A 23,928-nucleotide genomic window follows, 5' to 3' on the forward strand; every position below is an offset into this window, starting at 1 on the left:
ATTTATTCGACTAAATAACTGGTTTATAGTTCATTTCTCAAAGTTATGTAGGCATGGACGGCTCAGCTGGAGTCATTTTCTGTGTAATCAGCAGTCGTTTGTCGCCATTGAGCAGGGTCGTCGCCAGAATATAGACATCCCCGCCTTCGATCAGGTTCAGTTTTTTTCGCAATTCGGCTACCGACTGCGGAAAGTTACGGACCGTGAGGTTGGCTTTCAGCGATGGAAGCACCTGTTTGAGCGCTTTCACATCGGGTTTGATCATTGCCCGGAGTGTAAAAGCCCGGCCTGGAAAATCGGTCCGTAAAGTAGCACTCGTATACAGGTGACTGTTTGGAGCCAGCTTCATGAGCCCAAACCGCTCGGCTACCAGCCGGAATGCGCCCGCTTTCAGAACCGCAGCGTTGGGTTCGTACACGTACTGTTCTGGTTCGCCGAAAGAAACGGAAGCCGTAGCTTCGTCGCCGAGCCGGAACTGCATCCGGATGGGTCCGTTAGCCAGCAGATTGACCGCATGAACCTGTACCTCCGCCCGAGCTATTTCCTGGTGCCCAATCATCAGCAAAACTTCTTTTACTTCCCCCTGAACGGCTACGATGTGTACGGCTTCAACCAATCCGGACAATTGTCGGACGCTGGCATCGATATCAAGTAACGGCGAAGCCTTTATTAAAATATAATTCGTCTGGTTAAGTAAACCCCGGATCGTTTCGGGCTTCGACAGGTCCGGCTCGCAGTCGTCCAGACGAACCACCCGGCTGCCCCGTTCATCGCGCCGGTGCGGGTCGAGGTAGATCCAGTCGGCCAGTTTTCCCGGTGCCGTTTCCCCGGCCTCTTCGATCAGCTCAAGTCCATTCCCGCTCCGAACCGTTACGTTGGCTGCGCCCAATAAAGGCAGATTATGCGCGGCCAGTTCCGCCAGTTCCGCCCTGCGCTCCACATAAACGACCTGACCGATGCGTTTGGCAAAGGCCCACGTATCCACGCCCATACCGCCCGTCAGATCATAAAGCTGGTTGCCTTCGACAAGGGAAGCCTTATACCGGGCGGCTGATTCCGAAGAAGCCTGCTCGACGGATAGGGCGGGCGGAAAAATCAACTCTTCGCTGGCGTACCAGGTAGGCAATTTTTCGCGCGCTTTTTGCCGGGCCAGGATCTGAGCCGCCAGTTTTTTAAGGTCTAATCCGGCTGGATGAGCCCGTAGTAGCAGGGCCCGAACGTCATCGTTCAAATGGGTGTGTATAAACGCCCGCTCGGTTGAAGAAAAGAAAGTCGGCAAGTAAGTATTAATTTTATTTTAATCTCTTTTTAATTTCAAGCGCCGGTTGTCTTCAGCCAGGCATTTTCCCGTATAGCCAGGCCAACAGCCACAAATTTATGCAACGAGTTAGCCCACTTCGCACCCTTGCCAGTTATAAAGCGGACTATTTGCGCCAGGATTTGCCCGCTGGCCTATCCGTTTTTCTGGTCGCCCTGCCGCTCTGTCTGGGCATTGCGCTGGCATCCGGAGCTCCTTTGTTTTCTGGGTTAGTTGCCGGGATGCTCGGTGGCATCGTCGTCGGCTTACTCTCAGGCTCCGAAGTCAGCGTGAGTGGACCGGCGGCCGGGTTGTCGGTAATCGTTGCCGATGCCATCACAAAAATAGGCTCTTACGAGTCTTTTCTGGTTGCCGTTGTGCTGGCCGGGCTGATGCAACTGGGGCTGGGACTGGTCAAAGCGGGGCGATTCAGTAGTTTTTTTCCTGACAGTGTCATCAAGGGCATGCTGGTGGCGATCGGTATTGTGATCATTTTGAAGCAGATTCCCCACGCTCTGGGCCGCGATAACGACTACGAAGGCGAATTTGAATTCCAGCAACTGGCCGACAGTGAAAATACGATATCCGAAATCTACCGGGCCATCGAAACCGCCAGTCCCGGTGCGGTGGTCATCAGCCTGGTGTCGATGGCATTCCTGATGGGCTGGGACCGGATTGCCGGACGCAGTACGCGGATGCTCATCAAAAGTTTTCCGGCGGCTTTGGTAGTTGTCCTGCTTGGGGTCGCGCTGAATGAATTTTTTCGGGTGTCGATACCGGACTGGTACCTGGGCGACACGGCTCATCAACACATGGTGCAGATTCCGACCATTGCTCCTGGTAAATCCATTTTTTCGATCTTCGATTTTCCTGATTTTCAGGCGCTGAGGAATCCCCAGGTGTATGGCATAGCAGCAACCCTTGCGCTGGTGGCCAGCCTCGAAACCCTGCTGAATCTCGAAGCGTCCGACCGGCTCGATTCGGCCCGGCGGGTCTCTTCGGCCAATCAGGAGCTGCGGGCACAGGGCATTGGGAATATACTGTCGGGATTGATTGGCGGACTTCCCGTTACATCGGTGGTGGTGCGCACGTCGGCCAATGTGTATGGAGGTGCCCGGACTCGCGTATCGGCCGTATTGCATGGTATTTTTCTGATGGTGGCGGTATTTCTGGGTGGGCCACTGCTGAACCTGATTCCGTTATCGTGTCTGGCAGCGGTACTGATCATGGTCGGCTACAAACTGGCTAAGCCCGCCATTTTTAGGAAAACCTATCGGGATGGCTGGAGTCAGTTCATGCCGTTCGTCGTTACCGTTGTCGGAATTGTGTTTACGGATCTGCTCATCGGTATTGCCCTGGGTTCGGTGGTGGGGATTGTGTATGTGCTGTACACCAATTTTCAATCGACGTTTCAAGTGAAGCGCAACGGTCGGCAGGTGACTATCGAGTTCGAGAAAGACCTGTATTTTTTGAGCAAACCCCAGTTGAAGGAGGCCCTCGGCACGCTCCAGACTGGCGACGAGGTGATCGTCGATGGAAGTAAAGCGCCGTTTATCGACCAGGATATTTTCAATATGCTGCACGATTTCAGCGAAACCGCCAAAGTGCAGGGAATCGACTATCAGCTTCGAAATGTAGTACTGAACCGACGGCCCCGAATGCGCAGGGTGAAAGCCAATTCACAAGTTGACCCGTTGGCGACCGGTTCTCATCAATAAGCCTGGATTAAAAACCGGACATTCATCGGTAGCCTTTGAGCCAGTATAACTTTTCAGAGGAACAGGGGTCAGCCGTGCCCCGGTTATTGATGTACCCAATAACCGGGGCACGGCTGAGAGCCCTGCTTTAACTGAACCAGATGCTGTTCGATCGTATGTTTCTTCATCGAAAACTATGCCTGCCAATCAGGCTTATCGTACTTCTTAGCTTGCTGGCCGGACCACTGGCTGGCCAGCCGAATTCGAAGCGCTTAAAATCGGGTAAGTCCAGCCCACGGGTAGCGTTTTGGCTGACGGACCCCGGCCGACGAATTTTGTTTGTGGAGCAGCCGTCCCTACAGCCTGCCGCTACCGATCAGGGTAGCGCTACTATCAGCGTCGATGCATCGCAAACCTACCAGCCGATCGATGGGTTCGGCTATACGCTTACCGGAGGGAGTGCCATGCTACTGCACCGGATGGATGCCGACGCTCGTAAAGCCATTCTGAACGAACTGTTTTCGACCAGCGGAAAAGGAATTGGCGTAAGCTATCTGCGCATTAGCATCGGAGCGTCGGATTTAGACGAGCGTGTGTTTTCTTACGACGACCTGCCCGCCGGCGAAACGGACCCCACTTTGGCAAAATTCAGCCTGGCGCCCGATCAAAAACACCTGATTCCGATTCTACGGGAGATTCTGACCATCAACCCAGCCGTAAAAATTCTGGGGTCGCCCTGGTCTCCGCCTACCTGGATGAAAACGAACAACAACTCGAAAGGAGGGAGCCTGAAACTGGATTGCTACGACGTATACGCACGCTATTTTGTCCGTTATATTCAGGGAATGGCGAAAGAAGGTATCCGGCTTGACGCCATTACGATTCAGAATGAACCGCTGCACCCCGGCAATAACCCCAGCCTGCTAATGCTACCCGCTGAGCAGGCGCTTTTTATCAAAAACAACCTGGGACCAGCATTTCGGAAAGCCGGGATCAAAACCAAGATCGTCCTCTACGACCACAATGCCGACCGCCCCGACTTTCCGATTACGGTGCTGAACGATGCGGAAGCCCGAAAATACGTCGATGGCTCGGCTTTTCACTTGTACGCGGGACCGATCAGCGCGCTCTCGGAAGTGCATAAAGCCTATCCCGACAAAAATCTGTACTTCACCGAGCAGTGGATTGGCGCACCCGGCAACCTGAAAACTGACTTGGTGTGGCACGTACGTGAACTGATCATCGGCGCATCCCGCAACTGGAGCCGGACGGTGTTGCAGTGGAACCTGGCGGCCGATCCGCATCAGAAACCCCACACGCCTGGCGGCTGTACGGAATGCCTGGGTGCGTTGACGATTGATAAAAACACCGTGACCCGGAATCCGGCCTATTACAACGTGGCTGTGGCGTCTAAGTTCGTAAGGCCGGGGTCTGTTCGTATCGCATCCGACGGGCCTAAGTCATTGCCGAATGTAGCGTTCAGAACCCCCGACGGACGGCTCGCTTTGATTGTTCTGAACGACAGCGGATCGTCACAGGCCTTTATTATCCGCAACGGCGACAAATCGGTCGGGGCCACGTTGTCGGCGGGTGCTGTGGGCACGTTCGTATGGTGAAATACGCTGTCCGTGATCTAACCCTTCGCATCCGGACGAATACGCGGATTTATCAGCGCATCGGGGCCGACGGTTTCCACATCGGGCGGGCCGCCGGGGTAATAACGGAACCGGGTGTTGGCGATCAGAGTAGGGTAGGGCTTGGTCGTAATCCAGCGGAGGGGCCATTTTCTGAGCCACAAAGCGCTTTCGATCAGGCCAATGAACCAGCCGGGTGGGCGTTGGTAGCCAAAAGCCAGGCGGAGCTTATCGGTCAGCAAGGCGGCCACCGTCGGCTGAACCAGGGGGTGCAGAAACCGGGGAAACCAACCCTGTACGATTTTTACGGTGGCGTCGGCAATCTGACGATTACTGGGCGTATACCGAAAATACCGGTTTTCGTAAGCCTCGGTGAAGGCTCGTAACGCGCTCAGGCTGTCGGGCAGGTCGCTCAGGTTCATACGTCGTCCCACTTCCCGGAAGAAATAAAAGAGCGCCTGTTCTTCGGAAGCAGTCAGCTTTCGCCAGCCGAACCGACCGATCCAGTCGATGGGGTAGAAAACGAACGTGGCCAGCACGAACACAAAATCGGCATTGTCGATGCGATAGTGCCCATGAATCCGGTTCATGTGGTCGATGGCCCGCCGGCCTTTTTCGCTGTCGTAGCCTGATTCCATAAATTCCGAAATCAGGCGGCTCGTGTCGTCGTAACGTTTTTGCCCGTGCTGTTCAAATTCCTTCGTGTGAGCCAGCAGGCCCGATACACGTGGGCTGGCGTAGGTATGAAACAGAGCCAGTTCGAGGGCGCGGGTGATGTCGAACGGAAACGCATAGGCCGTCAGTAAATGAACCATCCGCTGATGATCGCGGGTAGGGTCGAGCGATAGCAGCTCGCGCTCAACGGCCGGGTTCCGAAAAAGACCGAATCGTTTATGGTACGTAGTGCCCATGCAAGTAACCGACACTGTCAGACCGATCGGCAGATGTCGCACTGTAAAAATAAGCCCGAAATCGATAACTTGCGCTAGTTAACCATCCGCTTCCTGGTCGTTGTTATGCCCACTTCTCAACCCAATAATCCGCTGCACGGCAAAACCCTGGAGCGAATCCTGACGGAACTGGTAGCGGCCTACGGCTGGAAACAATTGGGTACGTTTATCGACATTCGCTGTTTTACGAGCAATCCGAGTATCAAATCCAGCCTGACGTTTCTGCGGAAAACCCCCTGGGCACGCCAGAAAGTCGAAGAGCTATACCTAAACATGTACAAGTAATCACGAACCGACTGTGAACCCCATCGCTACCTTTGTCACCCTGTTGCTGGCCTGTCTGCTGGCTCGCCCCTGGAATCCACCTGATGTTTCTATTCCAGCAACAGCCGATCCCGATTTTCCGGCTGAGCTGGTTCAGTTTACGCCCTACTCGGCCAATCCGGTGTTTTCCGGAACCGGCACGTCGACCTGGGACCAGAAAATTCGGGAGCGTGGGTACATTCTGCACGAAGGAAATACGTATCACCTCTGGTACACGGGCTATCAGGATGGCGCGGGAAAGCAAAAAGAACTGGGATATGCAAGCTCGGCGGACGGCCTCAACTGGACGCGATATGCCGGTAATCCGATCCATGCCGCGACCTGGGTGGAAGATATGACGGTGGTAAAGGATGGAAACACCTACTACATGTTTGCCGAGGGGCAAAACGACATAGCCCACTTGCTTACATCGACAGACCGGATTCACTGGCAGGAGCGAGGACCACTTGAAATCCGATACGTCGATGGGAAACCGCTCAGTCAGGGCCCTTACGGAACCCCCACCGCCTGGAAAGAGGGAAAGACCTGGTATCTATTCTACGAACGGAAAGATCAGGCCGTCTGGCTGGCTAAATCGACGGATCGGAAAACCTGGACGAACGTGCAGGACGAGCCCGTTTTAGCGAAAGGCCCCGACGACTACGACAAATACGCGGTGGCTATGAACCAGGTTATTCGCCACAAAGGCCGTTACTATGCGTACTACCACGCTTCGGCCTTTGCTGACTGGCATGAGTGGTCGACGAATGTGGCCGTGTCGGACGATCTGATCCACTGGACCAAATACAAAGGGAATCCGCTGGTTACGGGCAACAAATCAAGCGGGATTCTGGTCAGCGATGGAAAGCAGTATCGGCTGTATACCATGCACCCGGCCGTGAATGTATTTCTGCCGGTTGTGAAGTAAATCCGGGAAAACATATAAGCAAAAGGCCGATGAATTATAATAATTCATCGGCCTTTTGCTTATTGTAGGAAGTAGCGGGCTCGAACCGCTGACCTCTGCTCTGTCAAAGCAGCGCTCTGAACCAACTGAGCTAACCTCCTTTTTTAATGGTTAATGTATAATGAAAAATGATTTGTCACGGTAGACTAATTATCCATTATTCATTTTACAGTATCCATTCCCTTTCGGGTCTGCAAACTTACAAAACTTCCTCTGTTTCCAAACGGGTGCTGTAAATTTTTTGCGAAGGAATTCGCCACAACAGTACAAAACCAACTATAAACAGCACCAGCAAAGCCAGGATGCTGTTGCGCATGCTTCCCGTAATCTGCTCGATCAGGCCATACACCAGGGTGCCGAAGACGATCGAGGTTTTCTCGGTCACATCGTAGAAACTGAAATACGAAGCCGTATCTGTAGTGGCCGGAATAAGTTTGGAGTAGGTCGAGCGCGACAGCGACTGGATGCCCCCCATGACCAACCCAACGAAGCTGGCCAATATAAAAAACTGCGTTTCGGTTTGTACGTAGTAAGCGCCCGCGCAGATGCCGATCCAGATGGCAACCCCAACCATCAGGGCATACGTATTACCCAGCCGCTCCGACAGCCGTGAGAAGCCGTAGGCGCCCAGAATAGCCACCAACTGAATCAACAGGATGGTAATGATCAGGCTCTGGCCGGGCAGGTGCAGTTCGTCGCTACCGAAGATGGTGGCAACGTACATTACGGTCTGAACAGCCATGTTGTACACGAAGAAAGCGCCCAGAAAGCGCTTCGCTAAGGGCTGTTCCTGCAACTTGCCCCACACGTAGCGCAGTTCCCTGAAGCCGTTCAGCAGGTAATTGCCGTTGGTTCCGGCGCGAACTTTTCTGACCCCGTCGGGCAGGCGATTGAAGGGAATCTGGGCAAAGCCGATCCACCAGAGTCCGACCGTCAGGAAAGCAATCCGGGAGGCCAGCGCTTCGGAGATATTTCCGAACCATTCGCGTTTGAGAATCACCAGCAGATTAAGCACCATCAGCAGTACGCTTCCGATATACCCCATCGAAAACCCGCGCGCACTGACCCGGTCGTACTGATCTTCGGTGGCGATGTCGGGGAGGTACGAGTTGTAGAAAACAATACTCCCGCTCCAGCCAATAAGGCTGAGCCAGAAGCAGATGACGGCCAGGGTGGTGGTTTCTTTCGTGAAAAAATACAACAGGCTGCAACTGATGGCGCCCGTATAACAAAACGCCTTCATGAACGCTTTCTTACGGCCGCTGTAGTCGGCTATGGCCGTGCAGATCGGAGAGAGCAGAGCCGTAAACAGAAAAGCCGCCGAAATGGTGTAGGAAAACAAAACCGAGTTTTTGATGGAAATTCCCAGGAAGTTGATGACGGGACCACCGGTTTCATTGAGCGCGGTGGCCGAAAAATAAACGGGGAAAATACTGGATACGATGACCAGGGCGTGTACTGAATTGGCCCAGTCGTACAGGGCCCAGGCGGTGAGGACGCGGGGAACGTTTTTCTGCATAAAGGCCAAAAAAGAAGAATACGGAGCGAATATACGATACCTCCTCCGCTCATGCAGGCCTACGATCGTTCGTTTTTTAAAAACTCGATCACGGCTCGGGTAAAAGCATGGTTGGAGTCGCCCGCGACCATGTGGCCGGCACCGGCAACGCTCACACTCTGAACGTGGGGCACCGCATCCAGAAATTCGGCCATCACATTGTCGCTAACTACGTCGCTCATGCCTCCGCGCACAATAAGCGTTGGGACTGTGAGTGCGTGTGCGGCCTGGTAGAGCCGTTCTTCGTTCTGCTGTTTTCGGTCGGGGCCGGTCGTTTGTTGCCACAAGGCCAGCATGGTTGGGTCCCAGTGCCAGTAGTAGCGATAATCGCCCGATGGGCTCCGACGCAGGCGAAGGTTTTTCTCCAGCCGGCTGTGATCTGATGGTCGCGGACGGTGAGGCAGATAGGCTGCTACCGCTTCGGCCGCTTCATCCAGGCTGGCAAACCCATCCTGATTGCCGCTCATGAACGCGAAGATGCGCTCGATGCCTTTCTGCTCCGGTCGGGGTGCAATATCGACCAGTACGATGGCCGTAGAAATCGGTTTTCTGTCTTCGTGGGGGCGTTCGCCTTCGGCAATCAGCGCCGTCAGTCCACCCATCGAAGCACCCACCAGGGCTGGTTTTCGAGGCAACTGCCGGGCCACCGATCGCAGGTCGCGGGCCAGGTCGTCCAGGTGGTAATGACCCTGGGGCGACCAGTCGCTGTCGCCATGTCCGCGGGCATCGAGGGCAATGGCGTACCAACCCGCTTCGGCCAGCAACTGGGCCGTGTCGCCCCACGAGTGCCGGGTTTGGCCACCCCCGTGAAGTAGCAGGACGGGTGGATGTGCCGGATCGCCCCAGGCGTCTCCGCGGACGAAAAAGCCCGGTTCCGTTTCGAATTGCATATCGGACTGAAAAGCGGACCTGATTATAGACTCGGATCGAAAACCAGGTTGATGTCGGTTTTTTTGCCATCCACCGGCGCATTCTGGCGTAGGATGAGCTTGTTTTTGGTCAACTGGATAATCGGGAAATTACCTTTAAAGCCCGTCACGTCCACGTCGATAGACTGATTATCAGCGGCCAGCGTCCAGGAACCGCCATTGACCGCCGAATTGGCCTGTGTGGGGTCGAGTGCCCGAACGCTGCCGTTGTTGCGAAACTGCATGTTCAGCGTAAACAGACTCTGAGTCACTACATCGAGCCGGTTGGGGTTGATGATCTGTCCGTCGGGCGTCGTTATGCTGGATACGCGCCAGTTGTTGGCGATCAGCAGGTCCGTTTGAGACGAAGCCGTTGGGGCGGGGGTATCGGTATCTTTTTTGCACGCGGTGAAGGCCACAAAAAAGATACCCGTGAGGAGAAGAAGTCGAAACGTATGCATAATGTGATGTACCTGGTTCATAAGATGGTATTTGGATGGGTAACGTCGGCCGCTAACCGATTCGTCTGAGTGCAAGGTCGCTTTCGGCGCAAATTCTATAATTTTGATAAGTTAGTATCTTCGTTGGGATTGCCTACGTGCCACGGTTCCGGACGCAAAATACAACAAAATAATACGCTTCAGCCCGAAGAGCGTTCTTTACCGCCATTCGTTTATGGATGAACATCGAACCAAAACAGCAGCCTTGGCCCCATCCGACGCGGTCAGGGCGTATCGGCCCACTTTACTTTCCATTGCCTACCGCATGACGGGCGAGCTAATGGTCAGCGAAGATATTGTGCAGGACGTGTTTTTAAAGTGGATGAATCTGACACCGGAAGCCGTTCAGGATATAAGCGCTTATTTGGCCAAAAGCGTCATCAATGCATCGTTGAATCATCTGGCACGGGTAAAACGACAGCGGGAAGCTTACAAAGGTATCTGGCTCCCCGAACCGGTGCTCATGAGCAGTTACGCAATCGACGCCAAACTGGATATTTCATACGGGTTCATGCGCCTGCTGGAAACGCTCTCGCCCCTGGAACGGGCCGTTTTTATTCTCAAAGAAAGCTTCGACTTCGCGTATGCCGAGCTGGCAGAGCTGTTCGACACCTCGGAAGCGAACGGTCGTCAGTTGTATAAGCGGGCCAAAGAAAAAATGGCGGGCGATACCCGACGGTTTACCATTAATCCTGATCAGCAACAGGCACTCCTGGACGCCTTCGTCAAAGCGGCCGAAACGGGCGATACCGAATGGTTGATCCGCCTGCTCAAGACCGACGTGGTTATTTATTCCGACGGAGGAGGGAAGGCTTTGGCCGCGCTTAAGCCACTCTACGGGTCCGCTATCGCCAGCACATTTCTGCGGTCGGTGGCCACCAGGCAGGGCGATCAGCTAACAGCCCGACCGGCACTGATCAACGGCGAAGCTGCGCTGTTGTTTTTCCGTAAAGAAGATCGGGTGTTAACGACAGTCATGGTCATTGAAGCCGATACGTCGGGAATTCAGCAGCTTTATTTTATCCGCAACCCCGATAAATTGGCGCATCTTCAGGAAATTTTCGGTTGAGCTGTCACAAAGCGGGCGACTGGTTTGTCTAGGAGAAGAGTTGACAACTTTTTCGGTCTATGCAAACCAAACATCCCCGCTGGGTACAGGCTACCCTGCTTTATTTAGGTATTACCAACGCGTTTCCGGGCGGCTGGGCGCTGTTCCTGCCACGCAGTTTTTACGAATCGTTCCCCGGTTTGGGGCGGGTCTGGGTCGCCGTGGATGGGCCTTACAACGAACACCTGATTCGGGATGCGGGTGGCTTTTTTCTAGCCCTAGCCCTGCTGTGCTTCCTGGCTTTCGCGTCGCCCCGGCTCGTATCAGTGCGGGCAGTGGCCCTCTGTCTACTGATGTTCAGCGGGCCACATCTGCTCTATCATCTAACCCACCTGCATATGTTGCCGCTGATCGATCAGATCGGGAATGTTGTCACGCTATCGGTAGGGGCCTTACTGCCCCTGCTGCTGCTCGGGTATCGCGATTTCGAAAAAGCCTCGTCTGGTCCGGTTCACGATAAACCGATTTCACATGCGTAAGGCGCTGGTAATTGGCGGTTCGGGCGTTCTGGGCTCGGCCGTCGTGAACGAACTTCGGAAACACCCGGTCGATTTTCTGACCGGGAGCCGCCAACCGATCAAAACAGACTCCTACAGTCTGGTCGGGCAGCCGGCCGGAATACCCTGGACCCGAATGGATGCAAGAACAGGAGAGGGACTTACGGCAGCACTTGCGGGTATCGATACCGTTTTTCTGTTAGCCAGCAGTCCCGGTAGAATCGGTCGCGAACCAGTCGAGACGGTCATTACACGCAACGTGCTGACGGCCATGAACCGGTCGGAGGTAAATCATCTGATTTATGTCTCGATTGTGGGTGTCGATAAAATTCCATACCGTTACTACCAGGCTAAACGAGCGGCTGAAGTCCTGATCCGCCAGGCTCAGGTGCCGTACACGATCCTGCGGGCGACCCAGTTCCATAACCTGATCGATTTCGCGTTGGGCAAACTGATGAGCCTGCCGATTGGATTTATCCCGAAAAAGCTGTTAGTTCAGCCGATTCATGTGCGGGCGGTGGCGCAGGAATTGTATCGTCTGGCACAGGATGGCCCTCAGCAGTCCATCCTGAATCTGGGTGGTCCGCAGGTACAAGACGTCGGAACCCTGGTGCGGAGCTGGATGCAGTACCGGCCGTTCACGAAACCGATTGTGCCGATCCCGGCCATAGGTTCGCTCATGCACGCTTTCGCCAGAGGAGATAATACGTGTTCTGAAATGGCAGCTGGCAGCGAAACCTGGGTCGACTACCTGCGCGAACGGTATGCGACATAGGCGGTCGTTCGCGCAGGTAGTCGACCCGAGTAAATCGGTAAGAAAAAACATTGGCTTATGTTAGATTCGATCATTGATGCCCGTGCGGCTTCGTTGGGAAATGGGTTTACAGTACGTCGGATACTGCCGTATCGACTGCGCCGGATGCTGGGGCCGTTTATTTTTATGGACCATGCCGGGCCGGTGAGTTTTACACCCGCTCAGATTCCGAACATGGATGTGCTGCCGCATCCGCACATCGGCCTGTCTACCGTCAGCTACCTCTTCGATGGGCAGGTGGTGCACCGCGATAGCCTGGGCGTCGAGCAGATCATCCGGCCGGGTGAGGTCAACTGGATGACGGCGGGTCGGGGTATTGCGCACTCCGAGCGGTTCGAAGATCCGGCTACGCTGGCGGGCGGTTCGCTGGAAATGATTCAGACCTGGGTCGCGCTACCCGAAGCCGTTGAAGAAAGCGCGCCCTCGTTCGATAATTATCAGCCAGCGGAGCTTCCTATTTTTACCGATACCGGCGTGTGGCTGCGGCTGATTGCGGGGGAGGCTTTCGGGCTGCGAAATCAGGTGAAAACCCATTCGCCCCTGTTTTATGCTCACGTCGTATTGCAACCGGGCGTTCGGTTCGGATTGCCGCAGGGCTATCGGGAACGGGGCGCGTACGTAGCCAAAGGAAGCGTCGAGGTGAATGGGCAGCGCTATGGCGTTGGTCAGTTGCTGGTGTTTACACCCGGAAATGATCCGGTGCTGGTTGCGACAGAGGCCTGTACGCTCATGCTACTGGGGGGCGAACCCTTGGGCGAGCGGTTTATCTGGTGGAATTTCGTATCGTCGCGACCCGAGCGTATCGAACAGGCCAAAGCCGACTGGCAGGCCGGCCGGATTGCCTTACCGCCCAATGACAATGCGGAGTTTGTGCCCTTGCCGTCCGATAAATCCAGACCGGCCGGAACCCCGCCCCCGCAACCGCTATCCTGAACGGGCAGTGCTGCCACCCCAAGCTGCAAATCGAAAAGCATCGTTGCCGTTCGCTATCTTTGGCGAAACTTTAAGCAATGCAGCGTTCTTCCGGCTTTTTTTGTGCGTGGGCAATTGGTCTCTGGCTGATGGGTTGTCTGTCGGCACGGGCGCAGCAGTGCGCCAGCCGACTTTCATTCACACCCGTTGGCCAACCCAATCTGATCGAGTGGAGTAAATTTCCGGACTTTACGGTTCCCTTTCCGGTCATTTACGGTGGGCCCCGCTTCGGCGATACGCAGGCCAGTCCCCTTCGGCATGGATTCAGTCATCTGGTCGACGTGCAGGCGAATGAGTTGGGTTCATTGGTGCAGAGTAAGCAGCGTGCGATCGTATATTACGGCTTCGCCACGGGCCTGAACCAGCCCTGGGAAACGATCGAAAGTCCGTGGGGCAACGATCTGAACGCCTATTACGCCAAATGGGACGGTTTTCTGGCCAGCATTTCGGGCGGGCAGAAAACCGCAGCCGGGCTATATGTGCTTCCCGGCAGTCGACTGGTCATCGACGTGGAGCGGTTTCAGGAGACCGATACCCGAATCCTGCGGCTTAAACAGGATACGCGGGTACCGGACACCTACCGAAACCTGCCCGATGCCGATTTTATTGCCGCCTACAAACGGGATATCCGTACCCTCTACGCCGAAGGAGCCCGGTATATGCGCCAGCACGCCGACCTGACGAACGTCAGCCTGAGCAGCTACGCCGACACGCCCATTCTGAACACCTACCTGAACGTGCCGACGTTTAGCTGGGCCGACTGGCAGACGAACCTTGGTCTGGTAAATTATCTGGTGAAAGATCAGACGGGGAGCGGCATCGGCGGACCTTATTACGAACAACTGGACGCCCTGTCGCCGTCGGCTTATTATTACTACGACTACCCCAATGTGCTGGCCAAAGATTACCTGTCGTATCTGTTATTTCAGGTGGAAGTGAACCGAGCCTGGAGCAACAAGCCGGTGGTGCCGTGGGTGTGGATGCGTTATCACGACAGCTCGAATAGTGCGCTTCAGTTTATTCAGCCCTTCATGGCGGAGGCAACGGCTATTTTCCCCTTTTTTTCGGGCGCGGCTGGCTTGTGGCTGTGGGAAAACCCCACTTTGGGGCCTGACCGCAACGACGTCTACGCGGCCTACGAACATTTTACCCACGGCCTGTACCGCCTGTCGCAGTTTGCCGATATGTTTCAGGGATCCTACGAGCTGGTCATCGAAACCTCCGCTCGTGACCTGATGGACCGGCAGTTGCCGGTTTGGCGGGGTGTGGTCAACAAAACGAACATCCTGGTGGCCGCTCAGAACCCCTACGCAGCCGATGGGCAGAAAACCAGCCTGACCGTGCGTTACAAATCCTGGCAACAGACCATCGAACTCACCGGCCGCGACGTGTATCTCTGCCGCTTCGATATGGGCAACGTCACGGCTACTGAACCCGCCCTGCCGACTGTTGTGGTAAGTCCGAATCCGGCGCAAACCGTACTGAATCTGGCTTTCGATCGGTTGCCGCCTGCGGCTACGGAAATCGGTTTGCTAAACACACTGGGCCAAACCGTCGTTAGAAAAGCAGCGACGAGCAAAACCGAAACCCTGGACGTAAGCGGGTTGCCCACCGGGCTGTATTTGCTCCGCATTCAAAACGAAACCCAGATTCAAACGAAAAAAATAATGGTGGGTAGGTAGGTAGGGGTAAGGGCGCGGGGCATGGGGTAAGGGTCAATAACCAGACGTATCCCAGCCCCTTTGCCCCATACCCTACCCCGCTGCCCTTACCCCGCTGCCCCATGCCGAACCAACTTCAATACGAAACCAGCCCATACCTGCTTCAGCACGCGCATAACCCGGTCGATTGGTATCCGTGGGGCGACGAAGCGCTGACCAGGGCGATTCAGGAAGACAAGCCGATTCTGGTCAGTATTGGCTATTCGGCCTGCCACTGGTGCCACGTCATGGAACGTGAATCGTTCGAAAAAGCCGAGGTGGCTAAGGTGATGAACGAGCACTTTGTCTGCATAAAAGTAGACCGCGAAGAGCGCCCGGACGTCGACGCGATCTACATGGACGCCGTACAGGCGATGGGCGTGCAGGGGGGCTGGCCGTTGAACGTCTTTCTGATGCCCGACGCCAAACCGTTTTATGGGGTCACTTATCTGCCGACCAAAAACTGGCTCTACCTGCTGGATAGCGTCCGGAACGCTTTCGATGAACACCGCGACGATCTGATTCAGTCGGCGGAAGGGTTTGCGCGGGAGTTGAACCTGACCGATGCCGAACGCTATGGCCTGATGCCGAACGACCCGCTGTTTGCCCCCGAAACCCTGGAGGTGCTTTACCGCAAAGTGTCGGTAAAAGCCGACGACGAAAAAGGGGGAATGCGCCGGGCTCCCAAGTTTCCGATGCCCAGCATCTGGCGGTTTTTGTTGCGTTATTACGACGTTACGACGGCAACGACGGGAGGCAACGAAGCGGCTTTGCGCCAGGTCGAACTAACCCTCGACCGAATGGCTCTGGGCGGTATTTATGATCAATTGGGAGGTGGTTTTGCCCGCTATTCGACCGACGCCGACTGGTTCGCGCCCCACTTCGAGAAAATGCTGTACGACAACGGCCAGCTCCTGACCCTCTACAGCGAAGCTTTTAGCCTGACAAAAAGTTCGCTGTATAAACGGGTTGTCTACCAGACAATTGCGTTTGCCCAGCGCGAGCTGCTAAGTCCCGAAGGTGGGTTCTATTCGGCCCTCGATGCCGACAGCGAAGGCGTGGAAGGGAAGTTTTATACCTTCGAAACAGCGGAGCTTCGGCAGCTGCTCGGCGCTGACTATGAGTGGTTTGCAGACCTGTATAGCCTGACCGACGGGGGTAATTGGGAGCATAATCGCAATATTCTGCACCGGACCGAAAGCGACGAAGCGTTCGCCGAGCGGATGGGCTGGTCGCTGGCAGACCTCAATGTTCGTCTGGATGCTACCCACATTCGACTGATGCAGGCCCGTTCGAGCCGGATACGTCCTGGTCTGGACGATAAGATCCTGTGCTCCTGGAATGGGCTGATGCTGAAAGGGCTGGCTACCGCTTACCGGGTTTTCAACGACCCGGAGTTTTTAAGCCTGGCTTTGCGGCTGGCGTATTTTCTACTGAAAAAAATGCGGGATAGTCGCAACGGTCGGTTGTGGCATTCGTACAAACTGGGCCGGGCGCGGCAGGCGGGCTTTCTGGACGACTACGCAGCGGTCATCGACGGGCTGCTGGCTCTTTACCAGGCCACGTTTACCGAAAGCTGGCTGACGGAAGCTGATCAACTGACGCAGTACGTACTAACTAATTTTTCGGATACGGGCGAGGCCGAAACCGGACCTGATCCGATGTTTTTCTTTACCGATAAAAACGGTGAAGAACTCATTGCCCGGCGCAAAGAGCTGTTCGACAACGTCGTTCCGTCGTCGAATTCGATGATGGCGGAAAATCTTTACGTGCTGAGCCTGCTGCTCGAACGACCCGATTATGCCGAGCGCTCCGACCAGATGCTGGGCCGCATTCAGTCCCTGGTCCAGCAAAATGCCGACTACCTGACCAACTGGGCGTCGTTGTTTGCGCTACGAAGCCGGCCGACGGCCGAAATCGCCATTGTCGGTCCCGAAACCGAACAATTCCGGAGCGGGCTGGACGCCGAGTTTTATCCGAACAAAGTCCTGTGCGGGGCCACTCAAACCAGCCAGCTGCCTCTTCTGCAACACCGGGGAGCCGTAGACGGCCAGACCACTGTCTACGTGTGCTACAACCGGGCCTGCCAGTTGCCCGTCACCAGCGTTGCGGAAGTCTGGCGATTGCTGCGATGAATGTAAAATGAATAATGGATAATGGATAATGTACAATGAAAAATGGGCTCAGACTCCTCACTATTCATTGTACATTATTCATTATCCATTCATTAATCTCCCCAGGCGGTCAGGACCAGGGTTCGGGAGCCGCCGTGGTTGCGGTGTTCGCCCAGGTAGATACCCTGCCATGTTCCCAGGTTCAGGCGGCCGTTGGTAATGGGAATGGTTACCGAATGGCCCAGCATAGCTGCTTTCAGGTGCGCGGGCATATCGTCGGAACCTTCGTAGTTATGCTGGTAGTAAGGCGCGTTTTCGGGGACAGTTTTGTTGAAGAACCGTTCGAAATCGCCCCGTACTGTCGGGTCGGCATTCTCGTTGATCGTGAGGCTGGCCGAGGTGTGCTGAACAAACACCTGCAAAAGCCCCGCCTGAAGTTGTTGAAGTTCCGCGAACTCGCGTTCGACGATGCGGGTAATCAGGTGAAATCCGCGCGGAAACGAAGGGAGTTGAATGGTTTGCTGGAAGATGCGCATAGCAACGGGCCGAGGGCTGATAAGGGTATAAAATCTGGTCTGAAATCTTAACTATTTCGGGGGCCGATCAGTTGTCATCAACAGATGCCGCTGTTTAGTTCGCTGCACCTGTACACCCCCAGCAAACGTGCGTCATGAAAGCTCTTTATCTGCTATGGCTCGGGATTCTGGTCGTCAGTCAATCGGCACTGGCTCAGCTGGATACTACGGAAATGGTTCCCGCCAATACTGTGCGCCGAACCCATGCGGAGTACGATGAGGAGATCATGCACTATGGCAAGCACAACGAGTATTTTACGGTCAGGATTTTTCGGAAAAATGGGCAGCTTTTCCGGCTCGACTCGTACATGATGTTGCCCAAAACCCTGCCCAATGGCTTTCAGCTCGATAGTGCCAGCCGGGTAATTCGGTTCGGTCCAACAAAAATCATGTACAAGAGTGGGCAGTTGTATATCACCTGTGAGTATAAAGATGACGCGCTCAACGGTCCGTTCATGGTTTTCTACGAAGACGGCGCCATCAAGCGTCGGGAATATTATAAGTTTGGGCGTCTTTCGAAAAGCAAATGCTATACGCCGGAAGGCGACGTGCAACGCTGTGAGCCGTTCTACCAGCCGACGCAGTTTGCGGGCAAGTCCGGTGATCTGGCAGATTACCTGAAACAAAAACTGAATACTGTTGTCGACGGGGAGCGGATTCGCCGGATCACGGCGACGCTGACAATCAACGAGATCGGTCAGGTGGTCAACGTCAGCGCTACCGTTACGGCCGACCCGACCGCTACCCATCAGGTGCCTGCGGTATCCAGTTACATGCAGCAGGTTATCCGAAACATGCCCGAATGGGTGCCCGATAAATTTAACTGGAAGCCCGCTATCAACGATGGTGTCGCTACGGCATCGACCTGTGTGCTATCGGTGTTCCGGGTTTACGGCTCGATCCAGTATCACCTTTCCTATCGGATGTAAGCCGAGTGGATTACATAACCCGACCTGAATTTTCGCTCACAAACGCGCCCCAGGCTCCCTTTTTGGTTTTTTTATTCGATACCGTCGGCAGCGCGTTTTCGTGGAAGTGATGGCAAACGGCAATGGCCAGCGCGTCGGTAGCGTCGAAGAACTGCGGGTCCAGCTGTTCGTTCAGCAGGTGACCGACCATATGCGACACCTGATCTTTGGTAGCGTTTCCATTGCCGGTTACCGACTGTTTGATGCGCCGGGGAGCGTATTCTACGATCGGAATATTGCGTGACAGGGCAGCCGCCATCACCACACCCTGCGCCCGGCCGAGTTTCAGCATGGCCTGCACGTTTTTACCGAAAAACGGATCTTCGATGGCCATCTCATCGGGATGGTACTCGTCGATCAGCCGCAGGATGGTTTCGTAGAGTTTCTGGAGCTTCAGCTGGTAGGTCGTATATTTGTTCAACTGAACCACGCCATATTGGATCATGGTCATGACGCCCGCTTTCACCGAAATGATGCCGTAGCCAGCTACCTGGGTGCCGGGATCGACGCCGAGAATAATTTTCTCATTGGTAACGACAGATGAATTGGGCGTAATTAGCATAATTGGGCGTTGTACTCTTTGCAAAGTAACGTGTTCTCATCTGTTTTGTCGCTGAAACCGCGTAAAAAATTCATTTTCTGGGGAAAAATCACGGTTTTCGCCGGATTACTGATGTATATCGCTTACGTCCTGCGGCAACAACCGTTCGACTGGGCCATCGTGCGCACGCAGCTGAGTACCGTCGATCATGCCGACCGATGGGTGGCCGTGCTCCTGTTGCTGACCCCCGTCAACTGGGGACTTGAAGCCCTGAAATGGCAGATACTACTTCAGCGGCTCGAACGAACCCTGTTTTGGCAAGCCTACCGGGGTGTGCTGGCCGGTGTATCGCTGGGGTTTGCGCTGCCCGCTCAACTGGGCGATACAGCAGGGCGGGTTCTCTCGCTCCGGAATCATCGGGGCGAAGCCATCGGCGCGTCACTGATATCGGGTGGGATGCAGTTCTACGTGGCGCTGGTGTTCGGGACAGGGGCCTGGGCCCACTACCTGACGATTGCCCCCACGCGCAACACCCCGGCGGGTCAATGGCTGCTGGGTTTATTACTGGCGCTGGCGTTGGGCGGGGTGGCGTTTGGACTGGTTCGTCTGCAGCTGGTTCGCTGGCTGGGCACCAGACCGCTTCTCAGTCGCTTCGCCGAATTCTGGAAAATAGCCGGTCTTTATACGAATCAGGAGATCGGGCTGGCGCTTACCGTGGCGGCACTGCGATACGTTGTCTTCTCGATTCAATTTTACGTCGCCCTGCATGTTGTAGGAATCGCCCTGCCCCTGGGTATCGCTGCGGCCAGTATTGGACTGGTCTTTCTGGTCAAGACCCTGACGCCCGCTTTCAACCTGTTGAGTGATCTGGGGGTTCGCGAAGCCGCTTCGCTATGGGTGTTTGTGCCGTTCGGAGTACCCGCCCCGGTCGTCCTGACCGCTACGCTGTTGCTCTGGATAGCCAATATTCTACTGCCCGTTTTGGTCGGGCTCATCTGGGTCTGGAAACTGAAACTGACAGCATGATGACGATTTTCCTATTAATTGTCAGTCTGCTCTACGCGGTTTTTACGCTGATCTTATGGATTACCTGGCTGCGCATTCCCACCATTTCGGGCGACCTTACCCAGCCGATTGGGCCGTTCATAACCGTTGTCATTCCCATTCGCAACGAAGCGGAGAATATCGGCTACCTGCTGGACGATCTGAGTCACCAGACGTATCCGCATTTTGAGGTGATTGTCGCCGACGATTCTTCGACCGACGCGACCCTGGCTATTGTCGAACAGCAGGTTTCGCAGGTGCCCTATATCCTGCGCCCTCTGCCCCTGGCAGACGAGCGGACCCGTTCTCCCAAGAAGCGGGCAATCACCCAAAGCATTGCACTGGCCACCGGCGAGCTGATTATCACCACCGATGGCGACTGTCGGGTAGGGCCGGGCTGGCTGGCGGCTTTTGCGGATTTTTATGTGAAAACGGGGGCCCGGCTTATTACGGGACCTGTAACGTTTACGGCCGAAAAAAACCTGTTCGACGCCCTGCAGACGGTCGAGTTTTCCAGCCTGATCGGGACCGGTGCCTGCACCCTGCAGCTTGGTTTTCCGACCATGTGCAACGGTGCAAACCTTTGTTACGTAAAGGAAGTATTTACGGAGGTCGGAGGCTTTGCGGGCGTCGATCATCTGGCTTCGGGGGATGACGAATTCCTGATGCACAAGATTGCCGCAAAGTATCCGGATGGGGTTCAGTTTCTGAAAGCACCGGCGGCTATCGTCCGAACGCAGCCTCATCGCTCGTGGCGGGCGTTCTATAACCAGCGCAAACGCTGGGCCAGTAAGTGGCAGGCGTATACGAGTATCCTGCCGTCGGTGCTGGCCGTGTTTGTGTTTGTGAGCAATGCCGCTCCGGCACTGGCTCTGGTGGGCTGGTGGCTCGGATTTTTAAACGGAAATACGACTCTGTTCGTTATGGGATTAAAAGCCGTTCCTGAGTTTTTGTTTTTACGGCAAGTTCTTGTTTTTTTACAAAAAAAATCGTCGGTGGCGGTTATCCCGCTGACGCAGTTAGTCTACCCATTTTATGTTCTTTTCTTTGGGCTGGTGGCTCAACGGAAGGGATATAGCTGGAAGGGCCGAGTATTACGCTGAATCCGTTTGATGTTGGCAGCTTATCGGTTTTCGATCCTGTAAACTTGTCGGCAACAAACTACAAACCACTGACTTCTGTGTCATTTTTCCTGCATAAATCGAACTTTTTGCTCCGAACGGTTTATCCTGAGTTCTGGTGGAAGATCGACGACGAGGCTGAACCCACGATTTACCTGACGTTCGACGACGGCCCGATTCCGGACGTGACCGAATTTGTGCTGGAGCAACTAGACAAATTCGAAGCGCAGGCCACTTTCTTCTGCATCGGCGACAACGTTCGGAAGCATCGGGACGTGCTTTACCAGGTGCTTGAGGCAGGGCATATGGTGGGCAATCATACCTATAATCACCTCAACGGCTGGAAAACCGACGATGCGGCTTATCTGGAAAATATCCAAAAATGCCAGGCGCAGTTAGGAGTCGATACTGCCCTGTTCAGACCGCCTTACGGCCGAATCAAGAAGAGCCAGGTGGCTCAGGTGATCGAAAATTATTCGATCGTGATGTGGGATGTCCTGACCGGTGATTTCGATCGACGGCTGTCGGCGGATGTGTGCCTGCGGAAAACGATTCAGTACACCGAGCCGGGTTCGATCGTGGTGTTTCACGACAGCCTGAAAGCCTGGCCAACTATGCGTTACGTGCTACCCCGCATGCTGGCCTATTTTGCGCAGCGGGGCTACTCCTTCCGCGCGGTGCCGCAACCAGTATATGCCGGTTACTGAGCACCCACGGGTTAGTATTCTCATTGCCGCCCGCAACGAAGAAGCCTCGATTCTAGCTTGCCTGCGGACCATTACCCAACTTTCGTATCCACCCCAACTGCTCGAAGTCCTCATCGGCAGCGACCAGTCGACCGACCGAACCGATGCGCTCGTCGCTGAATTCATTGCCGACAAACCCGGCTTTCAACTTATCCGTATTTCCGAAAACAAGTCTGGTTTGGCCGGTAAGGCGAACGTGCTGGCACAACTGGCCCAGCGGGCCCAGGGCGAACTGTTTTTCTTTACCGATGCCGATACGCAGGTGCCTGTCGACTGGATCAGTCACCTGAGCCAGCCCTTCACCGGAAAGATTGGTATTTGCACCGGGGTAACCTTACCTGAAGGCCCAAAACTATTCCATAAGCTGCAGACCGTCGACTGGCTGTACAACCTGACCCTGACGCATCTGCTCAGCAGCCTGGGAATACCCGTTACCGCGATGGGGAATAACATGGCCGTCAGTCGGGTGGCTTACGAGGCTGTGGGTGGCTATGAAGCATTGCCTTTTTCGATCGTCGAAGATTACACGCTGTTTCGGGCAATCGTCGGCTGTGGCTTTGATTTCCGCAATTTGCTGGACGAAACCGTGCTGGCCCGAACCCAGCCGGTCGATACGTTCCGACCGTTTTTTCAGCAGCGCAAACGCTGGATGCGGGGTGCCTCCGATCTGCCCGCCTGGATGGTCGCAGCCTTATACGCACAATACCTGGCCGGGCCCATTCTTTTGCTGATCGCCTGGGTGAGTCCAATAGCCGCCCTGGGATTATATTTGACCCGCCTGTTCGGGCAAACCATGGTTCTTTCCTTCGGAATAAGCCGCCTGCGCCGAACCAGCTTATGGGCATACGCGTTGCTTTTTGAAATCTATCAACTCGTTATGGGGCCGCTGTCGGTGCTTTTTTATCTCTTGCCAGCACCCATTGAGTGGAAAGGAAGGAAATACGAGTAGTAATTAATCGATGGTCGTCAGTGGCTGGCAAACAGCGGCTACCGGCTACTTACTATCGACTATTAGCTAAAAACTGATGATTCTGATCGATACCCACGCGCATATTTACGACCCGCAGTTTGACGAGGATCGAGACGTGATGTTACAACAGGCTGAGAAACAGCAGATCAGCCAGATCTGGATGCCCAACTGCGCCCAGGAAACGGTGGATGGGCTGATGGCCCTAGCCGATCAGTATCCGGATCGTTGCCTGCCTATGATGGGCCTGCACCCGGCTTACGTGACCGCTACGGTCGAGGTAGAGTTGGCGGCTGTAGAAAACGCCCTGAATCGGACGGCTTTTATGGCCGTTGGCGAGATCGGCCTGGATTTTTACTGGGACATGACCTACGTCGAACAACAGTTTATGGCATTTGAAACCCAGCTTCGCTGGGCTGCCGAGCAGAAGCTGCCCGTGTCGATGCACACGCGCTCGGGGCACGACCGCAATGCCTTCGCCGAAGCGACCGACCTGATCGAGAAACTAGCTTTGCCGGGTCTGACGGGTATTTTTCACTGCTTTGTTGGAACCCTCGACGAAGCTAACCGAGCCATAGAGCTAGGGTTTAAACTCGGAATTGGTGGGGTAAGTACGTTCAAGAATGGTGGGCTGGATAAAGTATTGCCGCACGTTAGTCTGGACCACCTCGTACTGGAAACCGATGCGCCCTATCTGGCACCCGTCCCGTATCGAGGCAAGCGGAACGAACCGGCTTACCTGCGGCTCATTGCCCAGCGCCTGGCCGATCTGAAGCAGGTCAGCATCGACGATGTCGCCCGCCACACGACCGCCAATGCCCTGTCCTTATTACCCACGCTTTATGCCAACCTGTTACCGAATAGTAATGAATAATGGACAATGAACAATGGATAATGCGGAGCCCGGATGCAGTCTTCGATATCTATTACCATTGTTCACTGTGCGT

The 23,928-nt window shown here is 54.9% G+C and carries 23 protein-coding genes and 1 tRNA gene; 16 read left to right on the forward strand and 8 right to left on the reverse strand.

Annotated elements, in window-relative coordinates; translation table 11 throughout:
• Window positions 1–43 precede the first annotated feature (43 nt).
• Window positions 44–1,231 (reverse strand): THUMP-like domain-containing protein, encoded by a 1,188-nt coding sequence (locus ACYVC2_RS22460; protein ID WP_461105943.1) that lies wholly within the window; start codon window positions 1,229–1,231, stop codon window positions 44–46.
• A gap of 146 nt (window positions 1,232–1,377) precedes the next feature.
• On the opposite strand from ACYVC2_RS22460, the gene ACYVC2_RS22465 reads away from it, so the two are divergent.
• On the forward strand, window positions 1,378–3,015 hold the full coding sequence (locus tag ACYVC2_RS22465; RefSeq protein ID WP_461105945.1) for a SulP family inorganic anion transporter: 1,638 nt from the start codon (window positions 1,378–1,380) through the stop codon (window positions 3,013–3,015).
• 155 nt (window positions 3,016–3,170) lie between these two features.
• Complete coding sequence (locus ACYVC2_RS22470; protein ID WP_461105947.1) at window positions 3,171–4,610, forward strand: glycoside hydrolase family 30 protein; 1,440 nt, start codon at window positions 3,171–3,173, stop codon at window positions 4,608–4,610.
• Window positions 4,611–4,627: 17 nt separating this feature from the next.
• Here ACYVC2_RS22470 and ACYVC2_RS22475 read toward each other — a convergent pair whose 3' ends face one another.
• Window positions 4,628–5,539 carry an oxygenase MpaB family protein gene (locus ACYVC2_RS22475; protein WP_461105949.1) on the reverse strand — a complete coding sequence of 304 codons (912 nt, stop codon included), beginning with the start codon at window positions 5,537–5,539 and terminating at the stop codon, window positions 4,628–4,630.
• Between the two features lie 105 nt (window positions 5,540–5,644).
• On the opposite strand from ACYVC2_RS22475, the gene ACYVC2_RS22480 reads away from it, so the two are divergent.
• Window positions 5,645–5,863 (forward strand): VF530 family protein, encoded by a 219-nt coding sequence (locus ACYVC2_RS22480; protein WP_461105951.1) that lies wholly within the window; start codon window positions 5,645–5,647, stop codon window positions 5,861–5,863.
• Between the two features lie 13 nt (window positions 5,864–5,876).
• Window positions 5,877–6,809 carry a glycoside hydrolase family protein gene (locus tag ACYVC2_RS22485; RefSeq protein ID WP_461105953.1) on the forward strand — a complete coding sequence of 311 codons (933 nt, stop codon included), beginning with the start codon at window positions 5,877–5,879 and terminating at the stop codon, window positions 6,807–6,809.
• A gap of 65 nt (window positions 6,810–6,874) precedes the next feature.
• Here ACYVC2_RS22485 and ACYVC2_RS22490 read toward each other — a convergent pair.
• The 4 genes from ACYVC2_RS22490 to ACYVC2_RS22505 all read right to left on the reverse strand — a co-directional run bounded on the left by ACYVC2_RS22490 (window position 6,875) and on the right by ACYVC2_RS22505 (window position 9,796).
• Window positions 6,875–6,949 (reverse strand) — tRNA-Val (locus ACYVC2_RS22490).
• Window positions 6,950–7,047: 98 nt separating this feature from the next.
• Entirely contained in the window at window positions 7,048–8,367 is a 1,320-nt protein-coding gene (locus tag ACYVC2_RS22495; RefSeq protein WP_461105955.1) for an MFS transporter, read from the reverse strand.
• Window positions 8,368–8,426: 59 nt separating this feature from the next.
• On the reverse strand, window positions 8,427–9,296 hold the full coding sequence (locus ACYVC2_RS22500) for an alpha/beta fold hydrolase (RefSeq protein ID WP_461105957.1): 870 nt from the start codon (window positions 9,294–9,296) through the stop codon (window positions 8,427–8,429).
• A 23-nt stretch (window positions 9,297–9,319) separates the two neighbouring features.
• Window positions 9,320–9,796 carry a hypothetical protein gene (locus ACYVC2_RS22505; RefSeq protein ID WP_461105959.1) on the reverse strand — a complete coding sequence of 159 codons (477 nt, stop codon included), beginning with the start codon at window positions 9,794–9,796 and terminating at the stop codon, window positions 9,320–9,322.
• 193 nt (window positions 9,797–9,989) lie between these two features.
• Between ACYVC2_RS22505 and ACYVC2_RS22510 the strand changes: the two genes are divergently transcribed.
• The 6 genes from ACYVC2_RS22510 (at window position 9,990) to ACYVC2_RS22535 (ending at window position 17,040) form a co-directional block, all read left to right on the forward strand.
• A complete protein-coding gene (locus ACYVC2_RS22510; RefSeq protein ID WP_461105961.1) occupies window positions 9,990–10,883 on the forward strand; it encodes a sigma-70 family RNA polymerase sigma factor in 894 nt (297 codons plus the stop codon).
• A 59-nt stretch (window positions 10,884–10,942) separates the two neighbouring features.
• Window positions 10,943–11,401 (forward strand): hypothetical protein, encoded by a 459-nt coding sequence (locus ACYVC2_RS22515; protein WP_461105963.1) that lies wholly within the window; start codon window positions 10,943–10,945, stop codon window positions 11,399–11,401.
• Entirely contained in the window at window positions 11,394–12,194 is an 801-nt protein-coding gene (locus ACYVC2_RS22520) for an SDR family oxidoreductase (protein ID WP_461105965.1), read from the forward strand. The genes ACYVC2_RS22515 and ACYVC2_RS22520 overlap by 8 nt, the downstream gene beginning before the upstream one ends.
• A gap of 57 nt (window positions 12,195–12,251) precedes the next feature.
• A complete protein-coding gene (locus tag ACYVC2_RS22525) occupies window positions 12,252–13,166 on the forward strand; it encodes a pirin family protein (RefSeq protein WP_461105967.1) in 915 nt (304 codons plus the stop codon).
• A gap of 77 nt (window positions 13,167–13,243) precedes the next feature.
• Window positions 13,244–14,887 carry a T9SS type A sorting domain-containing protein gene (locus ACYVC2_RS22530; protein ID WP_461105969.1) on the forward strand — a complete coding sequence of 548 codons (1,644 nt, stop codon included), beginning with the start codon at window positions 13,244–13,246 and terminating at the stop codon, window positions 14,885–14,887.
• A gap of 101 nt (window positions 14,888–14,988) precedes the next feature.
• Complete coding sequence (locus tag ACYVC2_RS22535; protein WP_461105971.1) at window positions 14,989–17,040, forward strand: thioredoxin domain-containing protein; 2,052 nt, start codon at window positions 14,989–14,991, stop codon at window positions 17,038–17,040.
• Window positions 17,041–17,132: 92 nt separating this feature from the next.
• Here the strand turns inward: ACYVC2_RS22535 and ACYVC2_RS22540 are convergent, their stop codons facing one another.
• Complete coding sequence (locus ACYVC2_RS22540) at window positions 17,133–17,555, reverse strand: secondary thiamine-phosphate synthase enzyme YjbQ (protein ID WP_461105973.1); 423 nt, start codon at window positions 17,553–17,555, stop codon at window positions 17,133–17,135.
• A gap of 134 nt (window positions 17,556–17,689) precedes the next feature.
• Between ACYVC2_RS22540 and ACYVC2_RS22545 the strand changes: the two genes are divergently transcribed.
• Entirely contained in the window at window positions 17,690–18,523 is an 834-nt protein-coding gene (locus ACYVC2_RS22545; protein WP_461105975.1) for a toxin-antitoxin system YwqK family antitoxin, read from the forward strand.
• A gap of 10 nt (window positions 18,524–18,533) precedes the next feature.
• Here ACYVC2_RS22545 and ruvC read toward each other — a convergent pair whose 3' ends face one another.
• A complete protein-coding gene (ruvC, locus tag ACYVC2_RS22550; RefSeq protein ID WP_461105977.1) occupies window positions 18,534–19,124 on the reverse strand; it encodes a crossover junction endodeoxyribonuclease RuvC in 591 nt (196 codons plus the stop codon).
• A gap of 45 nt (window positions 19,125–19,169) precedes the next feature.
• On the opposite strand from ruvC, the gene ACYVC2_RS22555 reads away from it, so the two are divergent.
• From ACYVC2_RS22555 to ACYVC2_RS22575, 5 genes are all read left to right on the forward strand, one after another.
• The gene (locus tag ACYVC2_RS22555) at window positions 19,170–20,129 is read left to right on the forward strand and encodes a lysylphosphatidylglycerol synthase domain-containing protein (protein WP_461107216.1); all 960 of its coding nucleotides are present in this window, start codon (window positions 19,170–19,172) and stop codon (window positions 20,127–20,129) included.
• Window positions 20,129–21,250 (forward strand): glycosyltransferase family 2 protein, encoded by a 1,122-nt coding sequence (locus ACYVC2_RS22560; protein ID WP_461107218.1) that lies wholly within the window; start codon window positions 20,129–20,131, stop codon window positions 21,248–21,250. The genes ACYVC2_RS22555 and ACYVC2_RS22560 overlap by 1 nt, the downstream gene beginning before the upstream one ends.
• A gap of 77 nt (window positions 21,251–21,327) precedes the next feature.
• Complete coding sequence (locus tag ACYVC2_RS22565; protein ID WP_461105979.1) at window positions 21,328–21,975, forward strand: polysaccharide deacetylase family protein; 648 nt, start codon at window positions 21,328–21,330, stop codon at window positions 21,973–21,975.
• Window positions 21,962–22,963, forward strand: coding sequence for a glycosyltransferase (locus tag ACYVC2_RS22570; protein WP_461105981.1), 1,002 nt, complete (start codon window positions 21,962–21,964; stop codon window positions 22,961–22,963). Before ACYVC2_RS22565 ends, ACYVC2_RS22570 begins: the two co-directional genes overlap by 14 nt.
• Window positions 22,964–23,039: 76 nt before the next feature.
• Complete coding sequence (locus ACYVC2_RS22575) at window positions 23,040–23,855, forward strand: TatD family hydrolase (protein WP_461105983.1); 816 nt, start codon at window positions 23,040–23,042, stop codon at window positions 23,853–23,855.
• Window positions 23,856–23,928: the final 73 nt, after the last annotated feature.

The organism is Spirosoma koreense (assembly GCF_054777875.1).